Source organism: Sporosarcina ureae (assembly GCF_002101375.1).
In the GTDB taxonomy this organism is placed as follows: domain Bacteria; phylum Bacillota; class Bacilli; order Bacillales_A; family Planococcaceae; genus Sporosarcina; species Sporosarcina ureae_B.
Genome location: NZ_CP015207.1, coordinates 1,429,059 through 1,446,726, shown reverse-complemented (window position 1 = coordinate 1,446,726; position 17,668 = coordinate 1,429,059). Strand labels below are relative to the sequence as shown.

Below are 17,668 nucleotides of genomic sequence, written 5' to 3'. Positions count from 1 at the left end.
TTATCGTCTTTTTGTTGAAAGGCTTATTGTCCTAACATCAAATGTTTTACCAACTGACCTAGTGTTTCATTGGATATATCCTTCGTTCTAGAAAACTGCTCTATGGATTCAATCTTAGCGATGTAACCTTTCAAGTAATCAAATTCATTACTAGAAAAATAGTGATCTTTTTTAATATAGCGAAGATATTGGTTCTTAGATTCTTGCATTGCTTCTTCAGCGGTTGTGAAATTTAGTTCAATCCATTCTTTTGCGAAGATATCCCAATGAAAAGGATATAATCCTTCTATTTTCATTGTTTTACCTTGATATAAGACATTGATCAATTCATCGGGTAATTTCTTGTCACGCCAGTATTGAATGAAATACAATTCAGCAGAAGTTAAGCTCTCTTCACCACTTTGCGATAGGAATAAAACATATGTCTCAGAGCTTATATTCTTAAATAAAGTTGTTATTTGTTGTTCATTGAGTGTCCAATTCATTTTCATTTCACCTCGTTGTTTTTTAGGAAGAATTTAAATTCTGTATCATTGTAGTTTTCTAAGTTATACTCATTTACAATCTGCCCGTCTCTCAAGTAATAGATTGCATTGACATGGGGCATTTCAAAGCGAAAGGGGTTATGACTAAGTTTGTCAGCGTTATTGTGTACTCCATCATTCATATAGACGTTGAACAGTAATGCACTTTCCTTTTTTTCTAGTAACGCTTTACTTGCTTCTTTTAGGAATGAAGCTTCCACATCATTAGTAATAATCACATATGCATTGTTATTTTGATCAAAGACGTTTTCTACTTCTTCAGTAGATGCAATATGAAAACCGTAATCTGAAGCTGAACAACCACTTATGAATAGAACAACGCTGATAGCCAAAGCGGTTCTTAAAAGTAATCTGAGCGTCATCATTAAAAAGCCCTCCTGTCTAACTTGCTAACTTATTTGCTAACCTAGGGTTACTTGTCATAGAATTTCATAGCTTTGAAAATCTGGTGAAACCTTTATAGACCTACATCTTGCCAGCCCATCATAGCTGGAAATACAGCGTTAAAGATGGGCGGCATGATGTAAGTCGTTTTCCCACTATATATTTTAAAAGAGGCTGGGACAAAACCCTCCTCTAATTGAAAAAGAACGAACCCTATGAAACTTGTCGGGTCCGTTCTTTTTTTGTATTGGATTTTTAAGTTTTAGGAAGAAAAAAAGGATACCTTCTGATAAAATTTAGTCACCACAACAAAAAGTATCGGAGGTATCCTTATGTTTAAAGATTATAACATGAATCAACTGATTTTACCTTTGGATTTAGAAATTAGCTTACAAGAACATGATATTGCTTACGCTGTGCACGATCTAGTCGAAAGCATTCCTAAAGAGGCTTTTGACAGTTTTTCGCATGGGACAGGTTGCCCATCTTATCATCCACGTATGATGTTAAAGATCATTTTGTGTGCCTATACACAGTCTGTTTTTTCGGGTAGAAAAATAGAGGGACTGTTAAAAGACAGCCTTCGCATGATGTGGCTCGCCCAAGGTTATGAACCAAGCTATCGCACAATTAATCGTTTTCGCGTAGATCCTAATGTGAAAGAATTATTACGTCAGTGCTTCGTGCAATTTCGTTGCCAGCTGGTACAAAAACAGCTAATTGATGAAGAAGCCATTTTTATTGATGGAACGAAGATTGAGGCGAATGCGAACAAATTTACATTTGTCTGGCGCAAGTCCGTGGAACGGTATAGTTCGGGTCTTGTAGAAAGATCCAGTCAGATGTATGAAGAGCTGTTAGAAAAAGAGATTATCCCTGAAATCGAACGGGAAAGTCTTGATGAACTATCTACCGCGGAACTTTCTAAAGTAGTAGAGAAGCTAGATGAAACCATCCAAACATATACAGAAAAGATTAACGCTAGCGAAGATGTAGAGGAACGTAAACAAATTCGCTCGCTACGAAAGGAACCCAAACAATACCGTAAACAATTTCAAGACTTCTTGGCTCGAAAGCAGAAATATCAACACGATATGAAGATCTTTGGCCATCGTAACAGCTACTCGAAGACGGACCACGATGCGACCTTTATGCGGATGAAAGATGATTATATGAAAAATGGGCAACTGAAACCGGGATATAATGTGCAGATTGCGACCGAAGGGCAATATACCCTCGCTTTTGACGTGTATCCAAATCCCACCGATACGCGTACACTCATTCCGTTCTTAGATACTATTGAACAAGACTTTTTTGATCTGCCACAGTATATTGTCGCGGATGCCGGTTATGGAAGTGAACAGAATTACGGAGATGTCATCGAAAATCGAAAGCGCGTTCCGCTTATTACCTATAACCAATATCGCAAAGAAAAGAAAAAGAAGTACAAAACCGACCCTTTCAATAAAGCGAATTGGGCATATGACGAAACTACGGATACCTTTACTTGCCCAAATGACAGAAAACTCGTGTTCCGCTACCTTTCCAATCGGACGGATCGTTATCAATTCACACGGACCATGAAAGTATACGAATGTGAGGATTGTTCAAGCTGCCCATTGCGTTCTTTCTGTACCAAAGCAAAAGAAGAGAACAATAGGAAGCTGTATGTGAATGAAAAGTGGGAACAGCAAAAAGAATATATCCGAGAAAAGCTTTCAGATACGAAAACAGGTGAAATTTACGGCAACCGCAAGATTGACGTAGAGCCAGTTTTTGGATTCCTGAAGGCTAATTTAGGGTTCACTCGTTTCTCTGTAAGGGGAATGGAAAAGGTGAAAAATGAATTAGCCTTCGTTTTACTGGCAGTGAACTTGAGAAAGTACACTGCCAGGGAGGTAAACATATAGGAAATCATACAAGGATTTCTATACAAAAAGGGTTCAATCATCAAAAACCGATGATCGAACCCTTTTTTGGCTCACTTCTGGCTAGTTATGTCCCAGCCGCTTTTGCGTCTGCTGAAATGTAAATGTTTTATATTGTAAATGGGGTAGAACGTAAGTATCCAAGAACTTGGATACCTTATAGATAAAGGTAGTGTATCTATGCGCTGAGAAGTTAAGAGATATTACGCAACTTCACTTTCGAATTGTTAGTAAAATATAAATATAGCTGTAACAGTCAATATAATAATCACTGGTAATGATAAAACATAAATCCACAGTAAATTGGAGAAACTTTTTTTACTACTGTAACTTTTATTCTTGGAATTAGTACTGGAATTAGCAACGGATAGGGTCAAAATTAGTCCGACCACTAAAACAATGACAACAATAATCATTGTTGCAATAAGGGCTAGGTTCATGCCGTCCTCCTTTTCAGAAATGAATTTCTTCGTTCTCTACATTATGATTGTATCATATAAAGCCATTTCGAAGACCATCCAATTAGAGGTTGTCAGATCGTCAAGAATTATGTATCAATAGGTAAAACCTCTTTTGCTAATTTATATGCGGACTATTCACTACTAGATAATCTGAATGTCATAGATATTGGGACAGGTAACGACGAAACCTATTTAGTTGAAGTATAGAAAGAATGATGATGAGCACCTTCAACCATCATCCATATAAAAAGAAGTAGGCATACGATACGACATGCCTGCTTTTTTCAAAGTAATACAAAGATGTTTTTCGGGAATTTTCAGTTCCTTTTTCCTATCTTCCATAATTATTTCTGCGAATGGATAAAATATTCTGATGAAATAAGAGGAGTTTATTGATGAGTAGCCATACTTGAAGACAGTAGTGGGATTGGAGTTTCAAGTGTCCATGTATAGATAAAGGTACCTCGGTGAAACGAACGTAAATGTTTACACATTCACGTTTGCTTCGACCTCAGGTACCTTTTAATGTATTACTTAAATACAGTGGCCGCTTTCACAGCTTTTTGCCAGCCGCTGTAGAGTTGTTCACGTTCTTGTTGTTCCATATTAGGTGTGAACGGGCGATCTAATGCCCATTGTCCAGCAATTTCCGAACGGTCTTTCCAGAAGCCTACAGCCAGTCCAGCTAAGTATGCGGCACCCAGAGCAGTTGTTTCATTGATGGTTGGTCGCTCAACGGGCACGTTCAGTAAATCTGATTGGAACTGCATAAGGAAGTTGTTTTCAACAGCACCCCCGTCTACTCGTAATGTTTTCAAGGCTATGCCAGAGTCAGACTCCATTGAATCGACGATGTCTTTTGTTTGATAGGCTAAGGATTCTAATGTGGCACGTACAAAATGTTCTTTTGTCGTTCCTCTTGTTAAACCAAATACTGCCCCGCGAACATCGCTATCCCAATATGGCGTTCCGAGACCAACGAATGCGGGTACAACGTAAACTCCATCTGTAGAGGAGACACGCTTTGCGTATTGTTCACTTTCAGCGGAGTTGCGGAACATGCGTAATCCATCACGTAGCCATTGAATAGCGGAACCTGCAACAAAGATACTACCTTCTAGCGCATACTCTACTTTACCGTCGATCCCCCAAGCGATTGTCGTCAACAGACCGTGATTGGATTTTACAGCTTTTTCTCCCGTGTTCATTAACATAAAGCAACCTGTTCCATATGTGTTTTTCACCATGCCAGATTCGAAACACGCTTGACCGAATAGTGCAGCTTGTTGATCACCTGCAATACCTGCGATAGGAACCGCGTGACCAAAAAATTGTTCTGGATCTGCATACGTATAGATTTCAGAAGAAGGGCATACCTTAGGCAACATAGACGCTGGAACTCCTAGGATAGATAATAACTCCTCGTCCCATTGTAGTTCGTGTATATTGTACATTAACGTACGGGAGGCATTGGAGTAATCTGTTACGTGTGCAGCACCTCCAGATAACTTCCAAATAATCCATGTGTCAATTGTTCCAAACAGCAAATCTCCATTTTCTGCTTTTTCACGTGCGCCTTCCACATGATCTAAAATCCATTTTACTTTTGTTCCGGAGAAATATGCGTCAATTAATAGTCCAGTCTTGTCTCTGAATAGGTCATTGTAACCGCTTTCTTTGAGACTTTCGCAAATATCTGCAGTTTGGCGGGATTGCCATACAATTGCATGATAAATAGGATTACCTGTGTGCTTATCCCAAACAACTGTTGTTTCACGTTGATTCGTGATTCCAATACCTTCAATTTGTTCAGCTGATATATTCTTTTCAGACAATACCCCGGCAATGACTGATAAAATGGAGCTCCAAATTTCATCGGCATTGTGTTCGACCCAACCGGATTGCGGGAAATATTGAGTGAACTCTTGTTGTGCGGTATGAAAAATCTTTCCTTTTTTATCGAATAGGATTGCTCTTGAACTTGTTGTACCTTGGTCTAATGCCATAATATATTTTTTAGTCATGATTTTTTCCTCCTGTATGTATGAGTAGGTTAGTCATTCGTTGTTTTCGCTGTTTGCATTTGAAGATTTGATTGTGCGACTTCTTTACGGATTGAAAACTGTGCGGCAAGAAGAATCGCGAGTACGAATGCGCCGACAATCCAAAATGTTATGCTGTTTTCATTAAGGAAAAATTGTTTATAGAATAGGGCACCGAATGTACCGCCAACTATTGGACCTACTACTGGAATCCATGCATACTTCCATCCGGATGGACCTTTACCGGGAATGGGCAAGAAACTATGGGCAATCCGCGGTCCGAGATCACGTGCAGGATTGATCGCGTAGCCAGTTGTTCCACCTAGTGACAAGCCAATTGCGATGATCAACGCGCCAACGATTAACGGGTTGAGGCCTTCAGTAAATTCATTGGCACCAATAGATAGTAAACCAAGTACTAAAATGAACGTTCCGATTATTTCACTCGTTACGTTTGACAGTGGATTGTAAATGGCAGGTGTAGTAGCAAATACATCACGTTTAGCAGTTGGATCTTCTGTTTCTTTCCAATGAGGTAAGTAGTGGAAGTACACTATTACTGCACCTAGGATCGCGCCAATCATCTGCGCTAAAAGATACATAGGGACGTCCGCCCAAGGGAAATTACCTATAGTTGCGAAACCGATTGTGACTGCAGGGTTTAAATGAGCACCACTAGCTTGGCCCACTGCGTACACACCAAGTGTAACCGCAAGACCCCATCCTACAGTAATAACAATCCATCCTCCACTTTTTGCTTTGGACTTGTTTAGTGCTACACCAGCTACTACGCCACCACCAAATAGTATTAATATCATGGTTCCGATCAATTCACCTGTAAAGGGTGTCATCTATATCTCCTCCTACCCAAATTTAAGTCTGGTAGTTGAGCATATACGACGCAAAAAAAGTCCCCAATTAAATCTTGCTATGTGCAAGAACTTAATTGTGGACTCCTAAACTCAACCACTTACATTAACTTGTTTCCAAGTATAGAGTGGCAAGTTTATTCTGTCAACAATGACGCAAAAGTTCTCTATTTAAATAAAGTGTTCCCATAATTGGTTATCGGATGTTGTCACGGCTACAGCACCTGCTGCTAGTGCGTCCTCAATATGTTGTTTTGTACGAATGAGTCCACCGTTAATAATGGGAATACCTGTGCGCTCATACACTTCTTCGATGAGTTCCGGAATGACACCCGGTAGCATTTCAATGAAGTCTGGAGCAGTTTGATCAATTAGAGAATAGCTTTTTTCTAATGCGATTGTATCGAGTAGAAACATACGCTGAATAGCGATAATATTTTTAGACTTTGCTTTCAAAATCATATTGGATCGAGTGGAAATAATACCTGCTGGACGAACATCATTACATAAAAAGTCGGCTGCAAAGTTATCCGTTTTTAGGCCCTGCACTAAGTCGGCATGAATAATTAGTTTCTTGCCTCGCTTGTCTGCTTCTTGTTTTACGGTTTTTAAATTGCTGATGTGTACTTCTAATAGAACGATATATTCAAAAGTACTTTCTAAGAGTTTTTCAAATTGTTTTAGTGTACGTGCAGCTGGTAACACTTTTTGGTTATGAAAAGACATATGAAGTAACCTCCGTCTATAGATATACGTTTATATTATAGTATTTACACAACAGATGTTGACTTTCGTAACTCGTCTTCCAATTCTAACTGATAGCGTTGTTGTTCATCTGCAGACCAGTTCAACAGTTGGCCCATTTTAACTAGTACGTCTTCTTTTGCATCCTGTACATTTTTAATATTGAAGAACAAATCACCCGTGCGTCGAATGAAGAAGTCAGTCGGTTTCGCAGTCATCTCATGTTCAATCGCATAGCGTAATTTAACATAGAGAATACGTGGCATCGATTCGGATTCATCATAAGGAATTGTTAATACTTTGTCCACGTTTGAGCCATAAAGTGCAGCCAAATGTCGGCTTTCTTGTTCTGTGAAACCGAGCAACATGCCACGGTTGACAGCTTGGTTGAAGTAACGAGAGTAATGAGCAGAGCCTCCAACATCGCCACCTGAGATGGGCATGTTCTTCGTGTTAGATCGTTTGAAGTGTAATCCTTTTTCTTGTTGAAGCAAGTCGGAGATCTTATTCACTACAGTTTCCGCCATTTTGCGGTATCCTGTTAGTTTACCCCCTGCAATGGTGATCAGTCCACGTTCAGATTCCCAGATTTCGTCCTTTCTGGAAATCTCGGAAGGGTTTTTACCGTCTTCATGAATCAGTGGTCGGACACCTGCCCAACTAGATTCAACATCTTTTTCACTCACAGAGACATCGGGGAACATATAATGAATGGCATCTAAAATATATGTGCGATCTTCTTCTGTAATTTGCATCTCTTTCGGATCACCATCAAAGAATGTATCCGTTGTTCCGACATATGCCTTACCATCACGTGGTACTGCAAAAATCATACGTTGATCAGGGGTATCGAAATAGATTGCTTGGTGTAGAGGAAATACGCTTTGATCGAATACAAGATGAATCCCTTTGGACAATATTAAGTTCTTACCGTTTGAGTGGCCATCGAACTCTTTTACTTCATCTACCCACGGACCTGCTGCGTTGATGACTTTTGTCGCTTGAACGGTCATCATTTCGTTTGTGATCATGTCGCGAACTTGGACGCCTGCTATTTGGTTAGTATCATTGTAGATGAAACCTTCTGCTTTTGCATAATTTAATAAAGTGGCACCTTTTTCAGCAGCAGATTTAGCCACTTCAATCGTGAGGCGAGCATCGTCCGTGCGATATTCTACATAATAACCACTACCTTGGAGACCTTCTCTTTTAATAAGTGGAGCTCGTTGGATAGTTTGTTCAAGATTCAGCATTTTTCTTCGTTCACTGCGCTTAACACCAGCTAGAAAGTCGTATACTTTTAATCCAAGCGCCGTAGATGTAGGACCGAATGTCCCTCCTTTATGAAACGGTAGTAGCATCCATTCAGGTGTTGTAACATGTGGACCATTTTCGTAGACAATCGCGCGTTCTTTGCCCAATTGGGCCACTTCTTTTATTTCAAATTGCTTCAAATAACGCAAACCACCATGTACTAGTTTTGTTGAACGACTAGATGTGCCTGAAGCAAAATCCTGCATTTCAATAAGTGCAGTTTTCATCCCTCTTGCTGCAGCATCCAATGCGATACCAGCACCGGTAATTCCACCACCTATAATTAAAACGTCAAAGTTCTCGGTACGTAACGTGTTCGCAATCTTATGTCGATCCATTGATGAAAATGTTGTCAATTCCTTCATCTCCCTTTTATAGTGGATAAGAGAACAAAAAGACCCCAAGATAGTGATTGCTTTTTATCGCAATCACTTCTTGAGGTCTTCTCAGTAACTCAAACCCGGACTATTAACTTAATTCCTATAATAACACAGCTGTCATGAAATTCAACTTATTAAATTCCGAGTCTAAAATAAATAAAAAATGAGTACTTAATGTGCATACATGATGGCGTTATTAAGCTAAACTAGCCCGAATAGCTAACACGTAGTGCCTTTTAATGGAGATGGTGGTGAAATTTCATCGCATGAGCACTGGCCGGTAGTGTTGCTTCAAGTCTCTCATCGTACTCTTTGCTTCCTCATCCACTGCGTTGCTACATATTTCTCTCCGATTTCCACCGGTGCTCCGCCATGCAGCGTCAAGTCGTTCAACAGGGGATCGTTATAAAAGTACTCGAAATAAATGGCCATTCCTTTTTTTGGTGTGACGGACAGTTTCAGATGAGGGAAAAACGTTTCGCCACCTTGTTCAACATCGTTCAAGTACATGACAAGTGTGCTGATTCGATTGTTGGAGACATTGCTCGTTGCCGAGAAGAAATCATGATGTGCTTTATATTGCTGACCTGGCAGATAGTGAAGAATCTGTAGTCTTTCGCCGTGTTCGATAGGGATGTTCATAACCGCTTCAATCCGTTTTTCGATTCTCATAACCATCTGGTTGTCCTGTTCTTCAATAAACATACTGCTACTTGTTCTAATTTCGTTTTCCGCATGAACCATGCCGATTTTGGATCGTTTTAACTTGTCAGTCGACAGCCTGATCAGTTCGTCACATTCTTCGTCACTCAACATATTGCCTAAGACGACGACTAATGGATCCTCCACTTTTGCAATAATTTCGATGTCACGGTCCGTTACAATTCTCTTTCCTATATGATTAAATATCGTTTGTTCTCTATTTTCTGTTATCAACTTCGAACACCTCTTTACTAGTTTGATTTCTATAAATCAAATACAGTGTAACGTGATGAGTATACAGCCAATATCGGACTTCTCTTGAGTTTCACACATCCTCTTTGGAATTGGATTCACTATATTTTAGCATGTCGAATTAACTGACGTATATTCTGAATATAGTCAAAAAGGTAGTGATATATAACTGTTTTTTACAATCTACTTTCTTTTGCCAAAATACCTGAATAGGTAGGAGATTTGCGAATGAAGTATTAATTAAAAGAAATTTTAGCTATAGTAGTCTAACAGCATGGTGTTTGAACTTCTCTACTTCCATACTGATTCCAATCGGCCAGATAAGGACGATAGCGAGCTTTATTTTTATAAAATGGTATAAGCCGTGAAGGGTCTTCATATATTGAACCGCTCAGTCCTTAGTCTTACATATAGTTCAGTCATTTGATGGACTCCATTTAAGTGCGTTTCGCTTATGATATAGTAAAGGGGTGTGAATATGCGGAAAATACTGATAGTAATATGTGTAATATTGTTGGGGATGGTAGGTTTTTGGGTGTATGGCTGGATGAAAACAGACCGAGTCTCCGGAGCATTGGCCATTGAAAAGGACGACGCGAAATCACTGGAAATCGATATCGATTTTGGTGCGGGCGACCTTTTGATTGAAGGCGGTGCAACGAACTGGGTGGACGGTGACATCGATACTAACGTAAAGAAGTGGCTCCCATCCGTTATGTATAAAAATAAAAGAGAAATTGGTTATGTTGAGATAGAGCAGAACATGAAAGGACTTTCTGCATTGGGCAATAAAAGAAACAACTGGAACGTTCAACTGACTAATGAAATCCCCGTTAATCTTGATGTCGAAATGGGTGTCTCCGATGCAGAACTGAACTTGTCTGGAATTCAACTCAGTCAGTTGTCAGTCGATGCAGGAGTAGGTGACACGACAATCAATTTGTCTGGTGATTGGCAGGAAAGCTTTGATGCTGAATTTGAACTTGGGGTGGGCGATGCGAAAATTCGTTTACCTCAAGAGACAGGAGTTAAATTGTCTGTTTCCAAGGGAATTGGAAGCGTAGGGACAAAAGGTTTCATTTCTAAGGGCAAAGGTGTCTATGTAAATGAAGCATACGGGAAAACGGATACTACTATTCATCTCAAAGTTGATGTGGGTGTTGGCGGAGTTGAATTCTTGCTTGTAGAATAGATGCCTTTCTCCGAAGTGTGATCGAGTAAAAATAATGTAAGATTATGTATCGTGAAAAAGTTAGTATTTTGTAATGATCCTAGCACTTGCACTACGCTTTTCAAGTATTAGAAACACATAAAACGAAAAGCTGTAATAACAAGAAACACCATAGCAGCTGTATAGGCTATGGTGTTTCTATGTCTTATGTTTTCCTCCTAGATCACTTTGAATGGAGCAAACTTCGCAAACGTCAACTGTTCTTTCGTACCAGACTATTTTTGTGAGTGTATAGAGGTTGGAGAAAAACAGAGCCGGAACTGTGGCAATAATAAAAGGAGGGACAGGCAGTGAAGATTCATTTAGTGGCTAAGGATCATTTAGAAGCAGAAGGAATTCGTTGGCTTGTTGAATCTCAAATGACCGGAATGGAACTATACAGATGGGATTCCATCGAAGAGTTTGTGAAAGAGGGTATAGACGAGTTTCCTGATTTGCTTTTATTGGATATGGACACATGGGTGCAACAAGATGATAGTTTTGGGGAGTTGCTTAGAAAAAGTCATGTGCGCTGGTTGGGTATTTCATCGGAGCGCATTTTTCAAACCGCTTACCGTGGACTTCGTTATCGAGCGGAAGATGTCTTATTCCGTCCCTTTTCACCGGATGACTTAGTGAAACATATTCAACAAATTCGCTATCTGGTAAGAAGTGAAAGACATCGTTATAGTAATGACCTCTATAATGAAGATCAGTCCATGATGATTGACTACTCGGATCTTTTTCTAACGGACAGGATGACAACCCAACCAATTACGATGATTGCCATATCAACACCTGATTTAAATAGCTTACCGCGTTTATACGATGAGTTGCATCAATTTCCATTCACAGTGGAACAACAATTATTTGCGCTGGCGGATTGTGTGTTATGTGTGCAGTATGAGGGAGAAAAGAAGTTGTTCCATGAAGAGTACCATGCATTTCTTGCTTGGTGGAAAGGTGACAAGGGAGAGTCACTTGCAATTGTCATCAATGACCCACCGTCGTTTCAAACGCTAAAAGAAACGTATGCACAGACAAAGCAATTAAAAGAAAAAGTATTCTTTGATGGTTATGATATCATTCTATCAAATAGTCAATATACAGACTGGTCTGATCTGGATCCGTTCCTTACGCCATTGGAGCAAAGGCAATGGATTGAAATGCTTGAAAAACGGGACGCAAAAGAAATACGGAAATGGCTGGAGCAAGAGTTCTTCACGTATGGAGAACCCTATCCCGACCCTGAAATGGTTCGCATCCGCCTGACTAGTGTACTGGCACAAGTACGCCGATATATGAAGTCATATAATATTCAAACGATGGAGTGGGAAGATTGTTATCATGCAGTATTTCAACAGATTATCAAGAAACCTGTTATACATGAGATCGTGCAGGAGTTGCTTGCCTTTATTACTAGGCTTCTTTCATATGGAGATGGAGATGTGCACTTGCAAACAGAAGAACGTTCCCTTGTAGAAAGAGTAAAGACGTTGATGGAATCGAATTATTGGAACTCGCAGTGGAATTTATCGGATTGTGCGGATACACTTAGGCTGAATAAAAGTACTCTCAGCCGGCGATTCTCCGCTGAATCCGGACAGTTTTTTAGAGACGCACTACATCAGGTAAGGGTTCGCGAAGCCAAACGTTTATTGAAGGAAACGAATTTGTCGTTGGAAGAAATATCGGGATTGACAGGTTACTCCAACCAAAGCTATTTCACTATGAAATTTAAACAACTTGAAGGCAGGACTCCTTCTTCTTTTCAATCGAATGTATGAAAGAACTGTACATATGTATGGTTCTTTTTTTAGTCAAGATTCGACATATTAATTGATATATAAAGATAAAATGAAATATATTATAAAACTTGAAGACGATAAAAATTGAAATAGTGCACAGATTATAAAATTATCAATAATTAGTAAATAATAAACAGAATCTTTTATGTATACTAAAAGTATAGAAAAAAAGGAGGTTGTTTATTCATGAAAACAATTGCTGACGAAAAGGTAATTCGATATAGAGGGTCTGAGTTAAATACGAAAGGGTGGCTTCAAGAAGCTGCACTTCGAATGTTGATGAATAACTTGGATCCAGAAGTGGCTGAACACCCGGAGAATCTTGTAGTCTATGGTGGAATCGGAAAAGCGGCTCGTAACTGGGAAAGTTTTGACGCGATTGTAAAATCGCTAAAAGAGCTTGAAAACGATGAAACATTACTTGTCCAGTCGGGTAAACCCGTTGCCATATTTAAATCACATGCGGATGCGCCGCGTGTTCTAATAGCAAATTCAAATATTGTCCCGGCATATGCCAATTGGGATACTTTCCATGAACTCGATAAAAAAGGCCTCATGATGTACGGTCAGATGACTGCTGGAAGTTGGATCTATATCGGTTCACAAGGAATCGTACAAGGAACATATGAAACATTCGTAGAACTTGGCAAAAAGCATTATAATAGCAATTTGCAAGGAACGATTACCGTAACAGCAGGCCTTGGCGGAATGGGTGGAGCGCAACCGCTTGCAGTGACTATGGCTGGTGGCGTATGTATCGCAATTGAAGTGGATGAGACGCGTATCGACCGTCGAATCGAAACACGCTACACAGATTTGAAAACGGATTCATTAGATGAAGCGATCCGTCTTGCAGAAGAAGCGAAAAAAGATGGAAAAGCATTATCGATCGGATTGTTAGGTAACGCATCTGACATTTTACCGGAAATGATTGCACGTAACTTCATTCCGGATATACTGACTGACCAAACATCAGCACATGATCCGTTGAATGGGTATGTCCCGTCTGGCATGTCTATGGTAGACGCTGATTTGCTTCGTTCAAGCGATCCGGAAAAATATGTACAATTATCCAAAGCATCTATGGCGAAACATGTGCAAGCAATGCTTGACTTGATGAATAAAGGTTCTATCACATTTGATTATGGAAACAATATTCGTCAAGTGGCAAAAGACGAAGGTATCGGAAATGCATTTGATTTCCCAGGATTTGTTCCTGCATATATCCGTCCCCAATTTTGTGAAGGAAAAGGCCCATTCCGTTGGGTAGCATTATCGGGAGATCCGGAAGACATTTATAAATTGGATGAAGTGATTTTGAAAGAATTTAGCTATAACGAACATTTATGTAACTGGATTCGCATGGCGAAAGAAAAAATTGAATTCCAAGGATTGCCTGCCCGCATTTGCTGGTTCGGTTACGGTGAACGTGCGCGTTTCGGAAAAATCATTAATGACATGGTAGCAAGTGGCGAGTTAAGCGCTCCAATCGTCATTGGCCGTGATCACTTGGATTCAGGTTCGGTTGCTTCACCAAACCGTGAAACGGAAGCGATGAAAGACGGATCGGACGTTGTGGCGGATTGGCCTATTTTAAATGCGATGATCAACGCGGTCGGTGGGGCAACGTGGGTATCGCTACATCACGGTGGTGGAGTCGGAATGGGTTATTCTGTTCATTCGGGAATTGTCATTGTTGCAGATGGAACAGATGAAGCGGCTGCTCGTATCGAGCGTGTGTTAACTACGGATCCTGGTATGGGAATCGTACGTCATGTGGATGCAGGATATGAAATTGCTGAAAAGACAGCATTAGAAAAAGGCGTTAATATTCCAATGCTGAAAAAAGGAAATGATATAAAATGAAAAATATAGTTTGGATTAAATACGCTTCCCAGTTGGCCACGTTGGCCTCGGGGAAGCATGGTCCACGCGCGAAAAAAGATATGTCGGATCTTGGGATTATTGAAGACGGTAGTGTATGGATTGAAGACGGCATCATTCAAGCTGTAGGAACAACAAAAGAGCTTGAAAGTACGTATGGTGAAAGAGCGCAAGATGCAGTAATTGTAGACGCGTCTGGAAAGCTAGTGACTCCAGGTTTAGTGGACCCTCATACACATGTGGTGTATGGAGGGAGTCGGGAGCACGAATTTGAAATGCGTCTGCAAGGCGCCACCTACATGGACATTATGAATGCCGGTGGCGGTATTCATGCAACGACTCGAATGACAAGAGAAGCTTCGGAGGAAGAGTTGATCGAGCAAACAACGCGCCGACTTGATTCGTTCCTAGCTCATGGAGTAACTACAGTAGAAGGAAAAAGTGGTTACGGAATGAATCTAGAAACGGAATTAAAACAACTTCGTGTGATGAAAAAACTTCAAGAAACCCATCCGATTGACTTAGTTCCGACATTCATGGGGGCGCACGCTGTTCCTCTTGATTATAAAGGCCGAGAAGATGAGTTCATTGATTATTTAATCGAAACAGTATTACTGATAGTGGTAGAAGAAGAACTAGCAGTATTCAATGATGTATTCTGTGAAAAAGGTGTATTCACACCGGAGCAATCCGAGAGAATGCTGGAGGCCGGAAAGAAAGTGGGCTTGATTCCGAAAATCCACGCAGATGAGATTGAGTCCTATGGCGGTGCAGAACTTGCAGCTAAAGTAGGTGCCATTTCAGCTGAGCACTTGTTAAAAGCATCTGAAGAAGGTATACAAGCAATGGCAAAATCGGGTACAATTGCTTGTCTTCTGCCGGCGACAGCACTTTATTTACGTGAAGAAGCCGCTGCTGGAAGACGAATGATCGACGAAGGAGTGCCTGTGGCCATCTCGACGGACTGTAACCCGGGGTCTTCCCCCACGACATCGATGCCACTCGTGATGAACTTAGCTTGCATCTCCATGCGTTTAACACCAGCAGAAGCTTTGACAGCTGCGACATATAACGCAGCCTGCGCGATTAAGAGCGAGGACAAAGTAGGTTCATTAGAAGTAGGTAAGCAAGGTGATGTGGTAGTATGGGACGCAAAAAATTATCAAGAACTCCAATACTTATTCGGCGTTAACCACGTCCAGTCGGTTTGGAAAAAAGGCGTGCAGGTCGTTGGTAACGCATCAAACTAAAGCGATACGAGTAGTAAGTAAAGGATTCGTAAAAATTATGTACGCAATATAACAAACTCGGACTACACATTTGACTGAGTGCCTGAGTATTCACTCAGGCACTTGAAAGTTTCACATAGTACTAAAAATGGTGTGAGGATTCAGTGAATAGATCCTATTATTTGTAAGCGTATTCAAGTTCTGTCATATAGATTTTTTTATTGTGACGTTACTTGAGCAACGGAATTGAAGGGAGAGAAAAAAGATGGTCGTATTAAATGGACAAACGCTTAATTTTACAGAGGTGCATAGCGTACTTTACGATGGTGACCACGTAAAATACTCAGAAGAAAGCATGAAAAAGGTTCAAGAAAGCCGAAAAGCAGTAGAAAGAATCGTAGATGAAGAAAGAATTGTATATGGTATTACAACAGGGTTCGGTAAATTCAGTGATGTGCTTATAGATAAAGACCATGTAGAATCACTGCAGTTAAATTTAATCCGTTCCCATGCATGTGGTGTCGGGGAAGCATTTCCGGAAATCGTTTCACGGGCGATGATTCTTCTTCGTGCCAACGCGTTATTGAAAGGTTTTTCAGGAGTGCGTCCAGTCGTAATTGAGAGATTGCTCGATTTAGTAAATGCGCATATTCATCCCGTCATTCCACAGCAAGGATCTCTTGGTGCCAGTGGTGACTTGGCTCCGCTATCGCACTTGGCGCTAGTTTTAATCGGAGAAGGAGAAGTGTTTTATAAAGGGGAAAGAACGCCTGCGAAGGAAGCTTTAACGAAAGAGGGAATTACGCCGATTGTACTAACGGCAAAAGAAGGTCTAGCTCTTATTAACGGCACGCAGGCAATGACTGCAATGGGAGTCGTTGCGTATTTAGAAGCTGAAAAATTGGCTCATCAGACAGAACGCATTGCTTCCATGACAATTGAAGGTTTACGCGGAATCATTGATGCGTTTGACGAAGATATCCACCTTGCACGTGGTTACAAAGAGCAGGTCGAAGTAGCAGAACGAATTCGGAATATTTTAGTTGACAGTGAGTTAACGACAAAGCAAGGAGAAATACGTGTGCAAGATGCGTATTCGATCAGATGTATTCCTCAGGTTCATGGCGCAACGTGGCAGACTATGAATTATGTAAAAGAGAAATTGCTGATTGAGATGAATGCGGCTACAGATAATCCGCTCATTTTTGATAATGGTGAAAAAGTATTATCAGGTGGCAACTTCCATGGACAGCCAATTGCTTTTGCTATGGATTTCTTGGCAATTGCAATAGCAGAATTGGCAAATATCTCAGAACGTCGAATTGAGCGCTTAGTAAATCCTCAATTAAATGATTTGCCACCATTTTTAAGTCCTGAGCCAGGGTTACAATCTGGTGCCATGATTATGCAATATGTTGCGGCATCCCTTGTTTCTGAGAATAAAACATTTGCCCATCCAGCAAGCGTCGATTCCATTCCTTCATCAGCGAATCAAGAAGACCATGTTAGTATGGGCACAATTGGATCTCGTCATGCATATGAAGTAATTAAAAATACACGTCGTGTGCTGGCAATAGAAGCAATTTGTAGTATGCAGGCAGCCGAGATTCGTGGAAAAGAAAAGATGTCCACATCCACAAGAGAGTTTCTAGAAAACGGAAGAAGTATCGTGTCATATATTGAAGAAGACCGCGTATTTTCGAAAGATATTGAAGCAATGAGTGAATGGTTGAAAAATAGCGATTTTCATTTCGATGCATACACAAACAAATAAATAGAATGTAAGATGGAATTTGTTACAATGGTTGAATCTGTTTTCATCAGTACTAGTGGAATTAAGAGGGAGAGTTACCTTCCTCTCCGCCCGTGAATAACTGAATATTTGAATTTTCATTTTAGTTTAAAAAGAAGAGGTG

13 protein-coding genes are annotated in these 17,668 nt (G+C 40.3%); 6 read left to right on the top strand and 7 right to left on the bottom strand.

Annotated elements, in window-relative coordinates; all coding sequences use genetic code 11:
• Positions 1 to 23 precede the first annotated feature (23 nt).
• The gene (locus SporoP8_RS07125; protein WP_085131875.1) at positions 24 to 485 is read right to left on the bottom strand and encodes a DnaD domain protein; all 462 of its coding nucleotides are present in this window, start codon (positions 483 to 485) and stop codon (positions 24 to 26) included.
• Positions 486 to 487: 2 nt separating this feature from the next.
• On the bottom strand, positions 488 to 910 hold the full coding sequence (locus SporoP8_RS07120; RefSeq protein ID WP_085131874.1) for a hypothetical protein: 423 nt from the start codon (positions 908 to 910) through the stop codon (positions 488 to 490).
• A gap of 351 nt (positions 911 to 1,261) precedes the next feature.
• Here SporoP8_RS07120 and SporoP8_RS07115 point away from each other — a divergent pair, with 351 nt between their 5' ends.
• Positions 1,262 to 2,839: an IS1182 family transposase gene (locus SporoP8_RS07115; RefSeq protein WP_157111234.1), complete on the top strand. Its 1,578-nt coding sequence runs from the start codon at positions 1,262 to 1,264 to the stop codon at positions 2,837 to 2,839.
• Positions 2,840 to 3,848: 1,009 nt separating this feature from the next.
• On the opposite strand, the gene glpK is transcribed toward SporoP8_RS07115, so the two are convergent.
• The 5 genes from glpK to SporoP8_RS07085 all read right to left on the bottom strand — a co-directional run bounded on the left by glpK (position 3,849) and on the right by SporoP8_RS07085 (position 9,603).
• Positions 3,849 to 5,342 carry a glycerol kinase GlpK gene (gene glpK, locus SporoP8_RS07105; RefSeq protein WP_085131872.1) on the bottom strand — a complete coding sequence of 498 codons (1,494 nt, stop codon included), beginning with the start codon at positions 5,340 to 5,342 and terminating at the stop codon, positions 3,849 to 3,851.
• 29 nt (positions 5,343 to 5,371) lie between these two features.
• A complete protein-coding gene (locus SporoP8_RS07100; RefSeq protein ID WP_085131871.1) occupies positions 5,372 to 6,211 on the bottom strand; it encodes an MIP/aquaporin family protein in 840 nt (279 codons plus the stop codon).
• Positions 6,212 to 6,400: 189 nt separating this feature from the next.
• On the bottom strand, positions 6,401 to 6,955 hold the full coding sequence (locus SporoP8_RS07095) for a glycerol-3-phosphate responsive antiterminator (RefSeq protein WP_085131870.1): 555 nt from the start codon (positions 6,953 to 6,955) through the stop codon (positions 6,401 to 6,403).
• A gap of 44 nt (positions 6,956 to 6,999) precedes the next feature.
• Positions 7,000 to 8,652: a glycerol-3-phosphate dehydrogenase/oxidase gene (locus tag SporoP8_RS07090; protein ID WP_085131869.1), complete on the bottom strand. Its 1,653-nt coding sequence runs from the start codon at positions 8,650 to 8,652 to the stop codon at positions 7,000 to 7,002.
• A 315-nt stretch (positions 8,653 to 8,967) separates the two neighbouring features.
• Complete coding sequence (locus SporoP8_RS07085) at positions 8,968 to 9,603, bottom strand: 2OG-Fe(II) oxygenase (protein WP_085131868.1); 636 nt, start codon at positions 9,601 to 9,603, stop codon at positions 8,968 to 8,970.
• Between the two features lie 565 nt (positions 9,604 to 10,168).
• On the opposite strand from SporoP8_RS07085, the gene SporoP8_RS07080 reads away from it, so the two are divergent.
• The 5 genes from SporoP8_RS07080 to hutH all read left to right on the top strand — a co-directional run bounded on the left by SporoP8_RS07080 (position 10,169) and on the right by hutH (position 17,526).
• The gene (locus tag SporoP8_RS07080; RefSeq protein WP_085133580.1) at positions 10,169 to 10,813 is read left to right on the top strand and encodes a toast rack family protein; all 645 of its coding nucleotides are present in this window, start codon (positions 10,169 to 10,171) and stop codon (positions 10,811 to 10,813) included.
• 329 nt (positions 10,814 to 11,142) lie between these two features.
• Positions 11,143 to 12,618, top strand: a complete 1,476-nt coding sequence (locus SporoP8_RS07075; protein WP_085131867.1) for a helix-turn-helix domain-containing protein — start codon at positions 11,143 to 11,145, stop codon at positions 12,616 to 12,618.
• 207 nt (positions 12,619 to 12,825) lie between these two features.
• Entirely contained in the window at positions 12,826 to 14,505 is a 1,680-nt protein-coding gene (gene hutU / locus SporoP8_RS07070) for a urocanate hydratase (RefSeq protein WP_085131866.1), read from the top strand.
• Positions 14,502 to 15,773 carry an imidazolonepropionase gene (gene hutI, locus SporoP8_RS07065; protein WP_085131865.1) on the top strand — a complete coding sequence of 424 codons (1,272 nt, stop codon included), beginning with the start codon at positions 14,502 to 14,504 and terminating at the stop codon, positions 15,771 to 15,773. The genes hutU and hutI overlap by 4 nt, the downstream gene beginning before the upstream one ends.
• Before the next feature lie 244 nt (positions 15,774 to 16,017).
• The gene (hutH, locus tag SporoP8_RS07060; protein ID WP_085131864.1) at positions 16,018 to 17,526 is read left to right on the top strand and encodes a histidine ammonia-lyase; all 1,509 of its coding nucleotides are present in this window, start codon (positions 16,018 to 16,020) and stop codon (positions 17,524 to 17,526) included.
• The last annotated feature ends 142 nt before the right edge of the window (positions 17,527 to 17,668 follow it).

Bases quoted from the DNA above. Each gene is read 5' to 3' on its own strand.
- SporoP8_RS07125 (WP_085131875.1), bottom strand. From the start codon at position 485: ATGAATTGGACACTCAATGAACAACAAATAACAACTTTATTTAAGAAT.
- SporoP8_RS07120 (WP_085131874.1), bottom strand. From the start codon at position 910: ATGATGACGCTCAGATTACTTTTAAGAACCGCTTTGGCTATCAGCGTT.
- SporoP8_RS07115 (WP_157111234.1), top strand. From the start codon at position 1,262: ATGTTTAAAGATTATAACATGAATCAACTGATTTTACCTTTGGATTTA.
- glpK (WP_085131872.1), bottom strand. From the start codon at position 5,342: ATGACTAAAAAATATATTATGGCATTAGACCAAGGTACAACAAGTTCA.
- SporoP8_RS07100 (WP_085131871.1), bottom strand. From the start codon at position 6,211: ATGACACCCTTTACAGGTGAATTGATCGGAACCATGATATTAATACTA.
- SporoP8_RS07095 (WP_085131870.1), bottom strand. From the start codon at position 6,955: ATGTCTTTTCATAACCAAAAAGTGTTACCAGCTGCACGTACACTAAAA.
- SporoP8_RS07090 (WP_085131869.1), bottom strand. From the start codon at position 8,652: ATGAAGGAATTGACAACATTTTCATCAATGGATCGACATAAGATTGCG.
- SporoP8_RS07080 (WP_085133580.1), top strand. From the start codon at position 10,169: ATGAAAACAGACCGAGTCTCCGGAGCATTGGCCATTGAAAAGGACGAC.
- hutU (WP_085131866.1), top strand. From the start codon at position 12,826: ATGAAAACAATTGCTGACGAAAAGGTAATTCGATATAGAGGGTCTGAG.
- hutI (WP_085131865.1), top strand. From the start codon at position 14,502: ATGAAAAATATAGTTTGGATTAAATACGCTTCCCAGTTGGCCACGTTG.
- hutH (WP_085131864.1), top strand. From the start codon at position 16,018: ATGGTCGTATTAAATGGACAAACGCTTAATTTTACAGAGGTGCATAGC.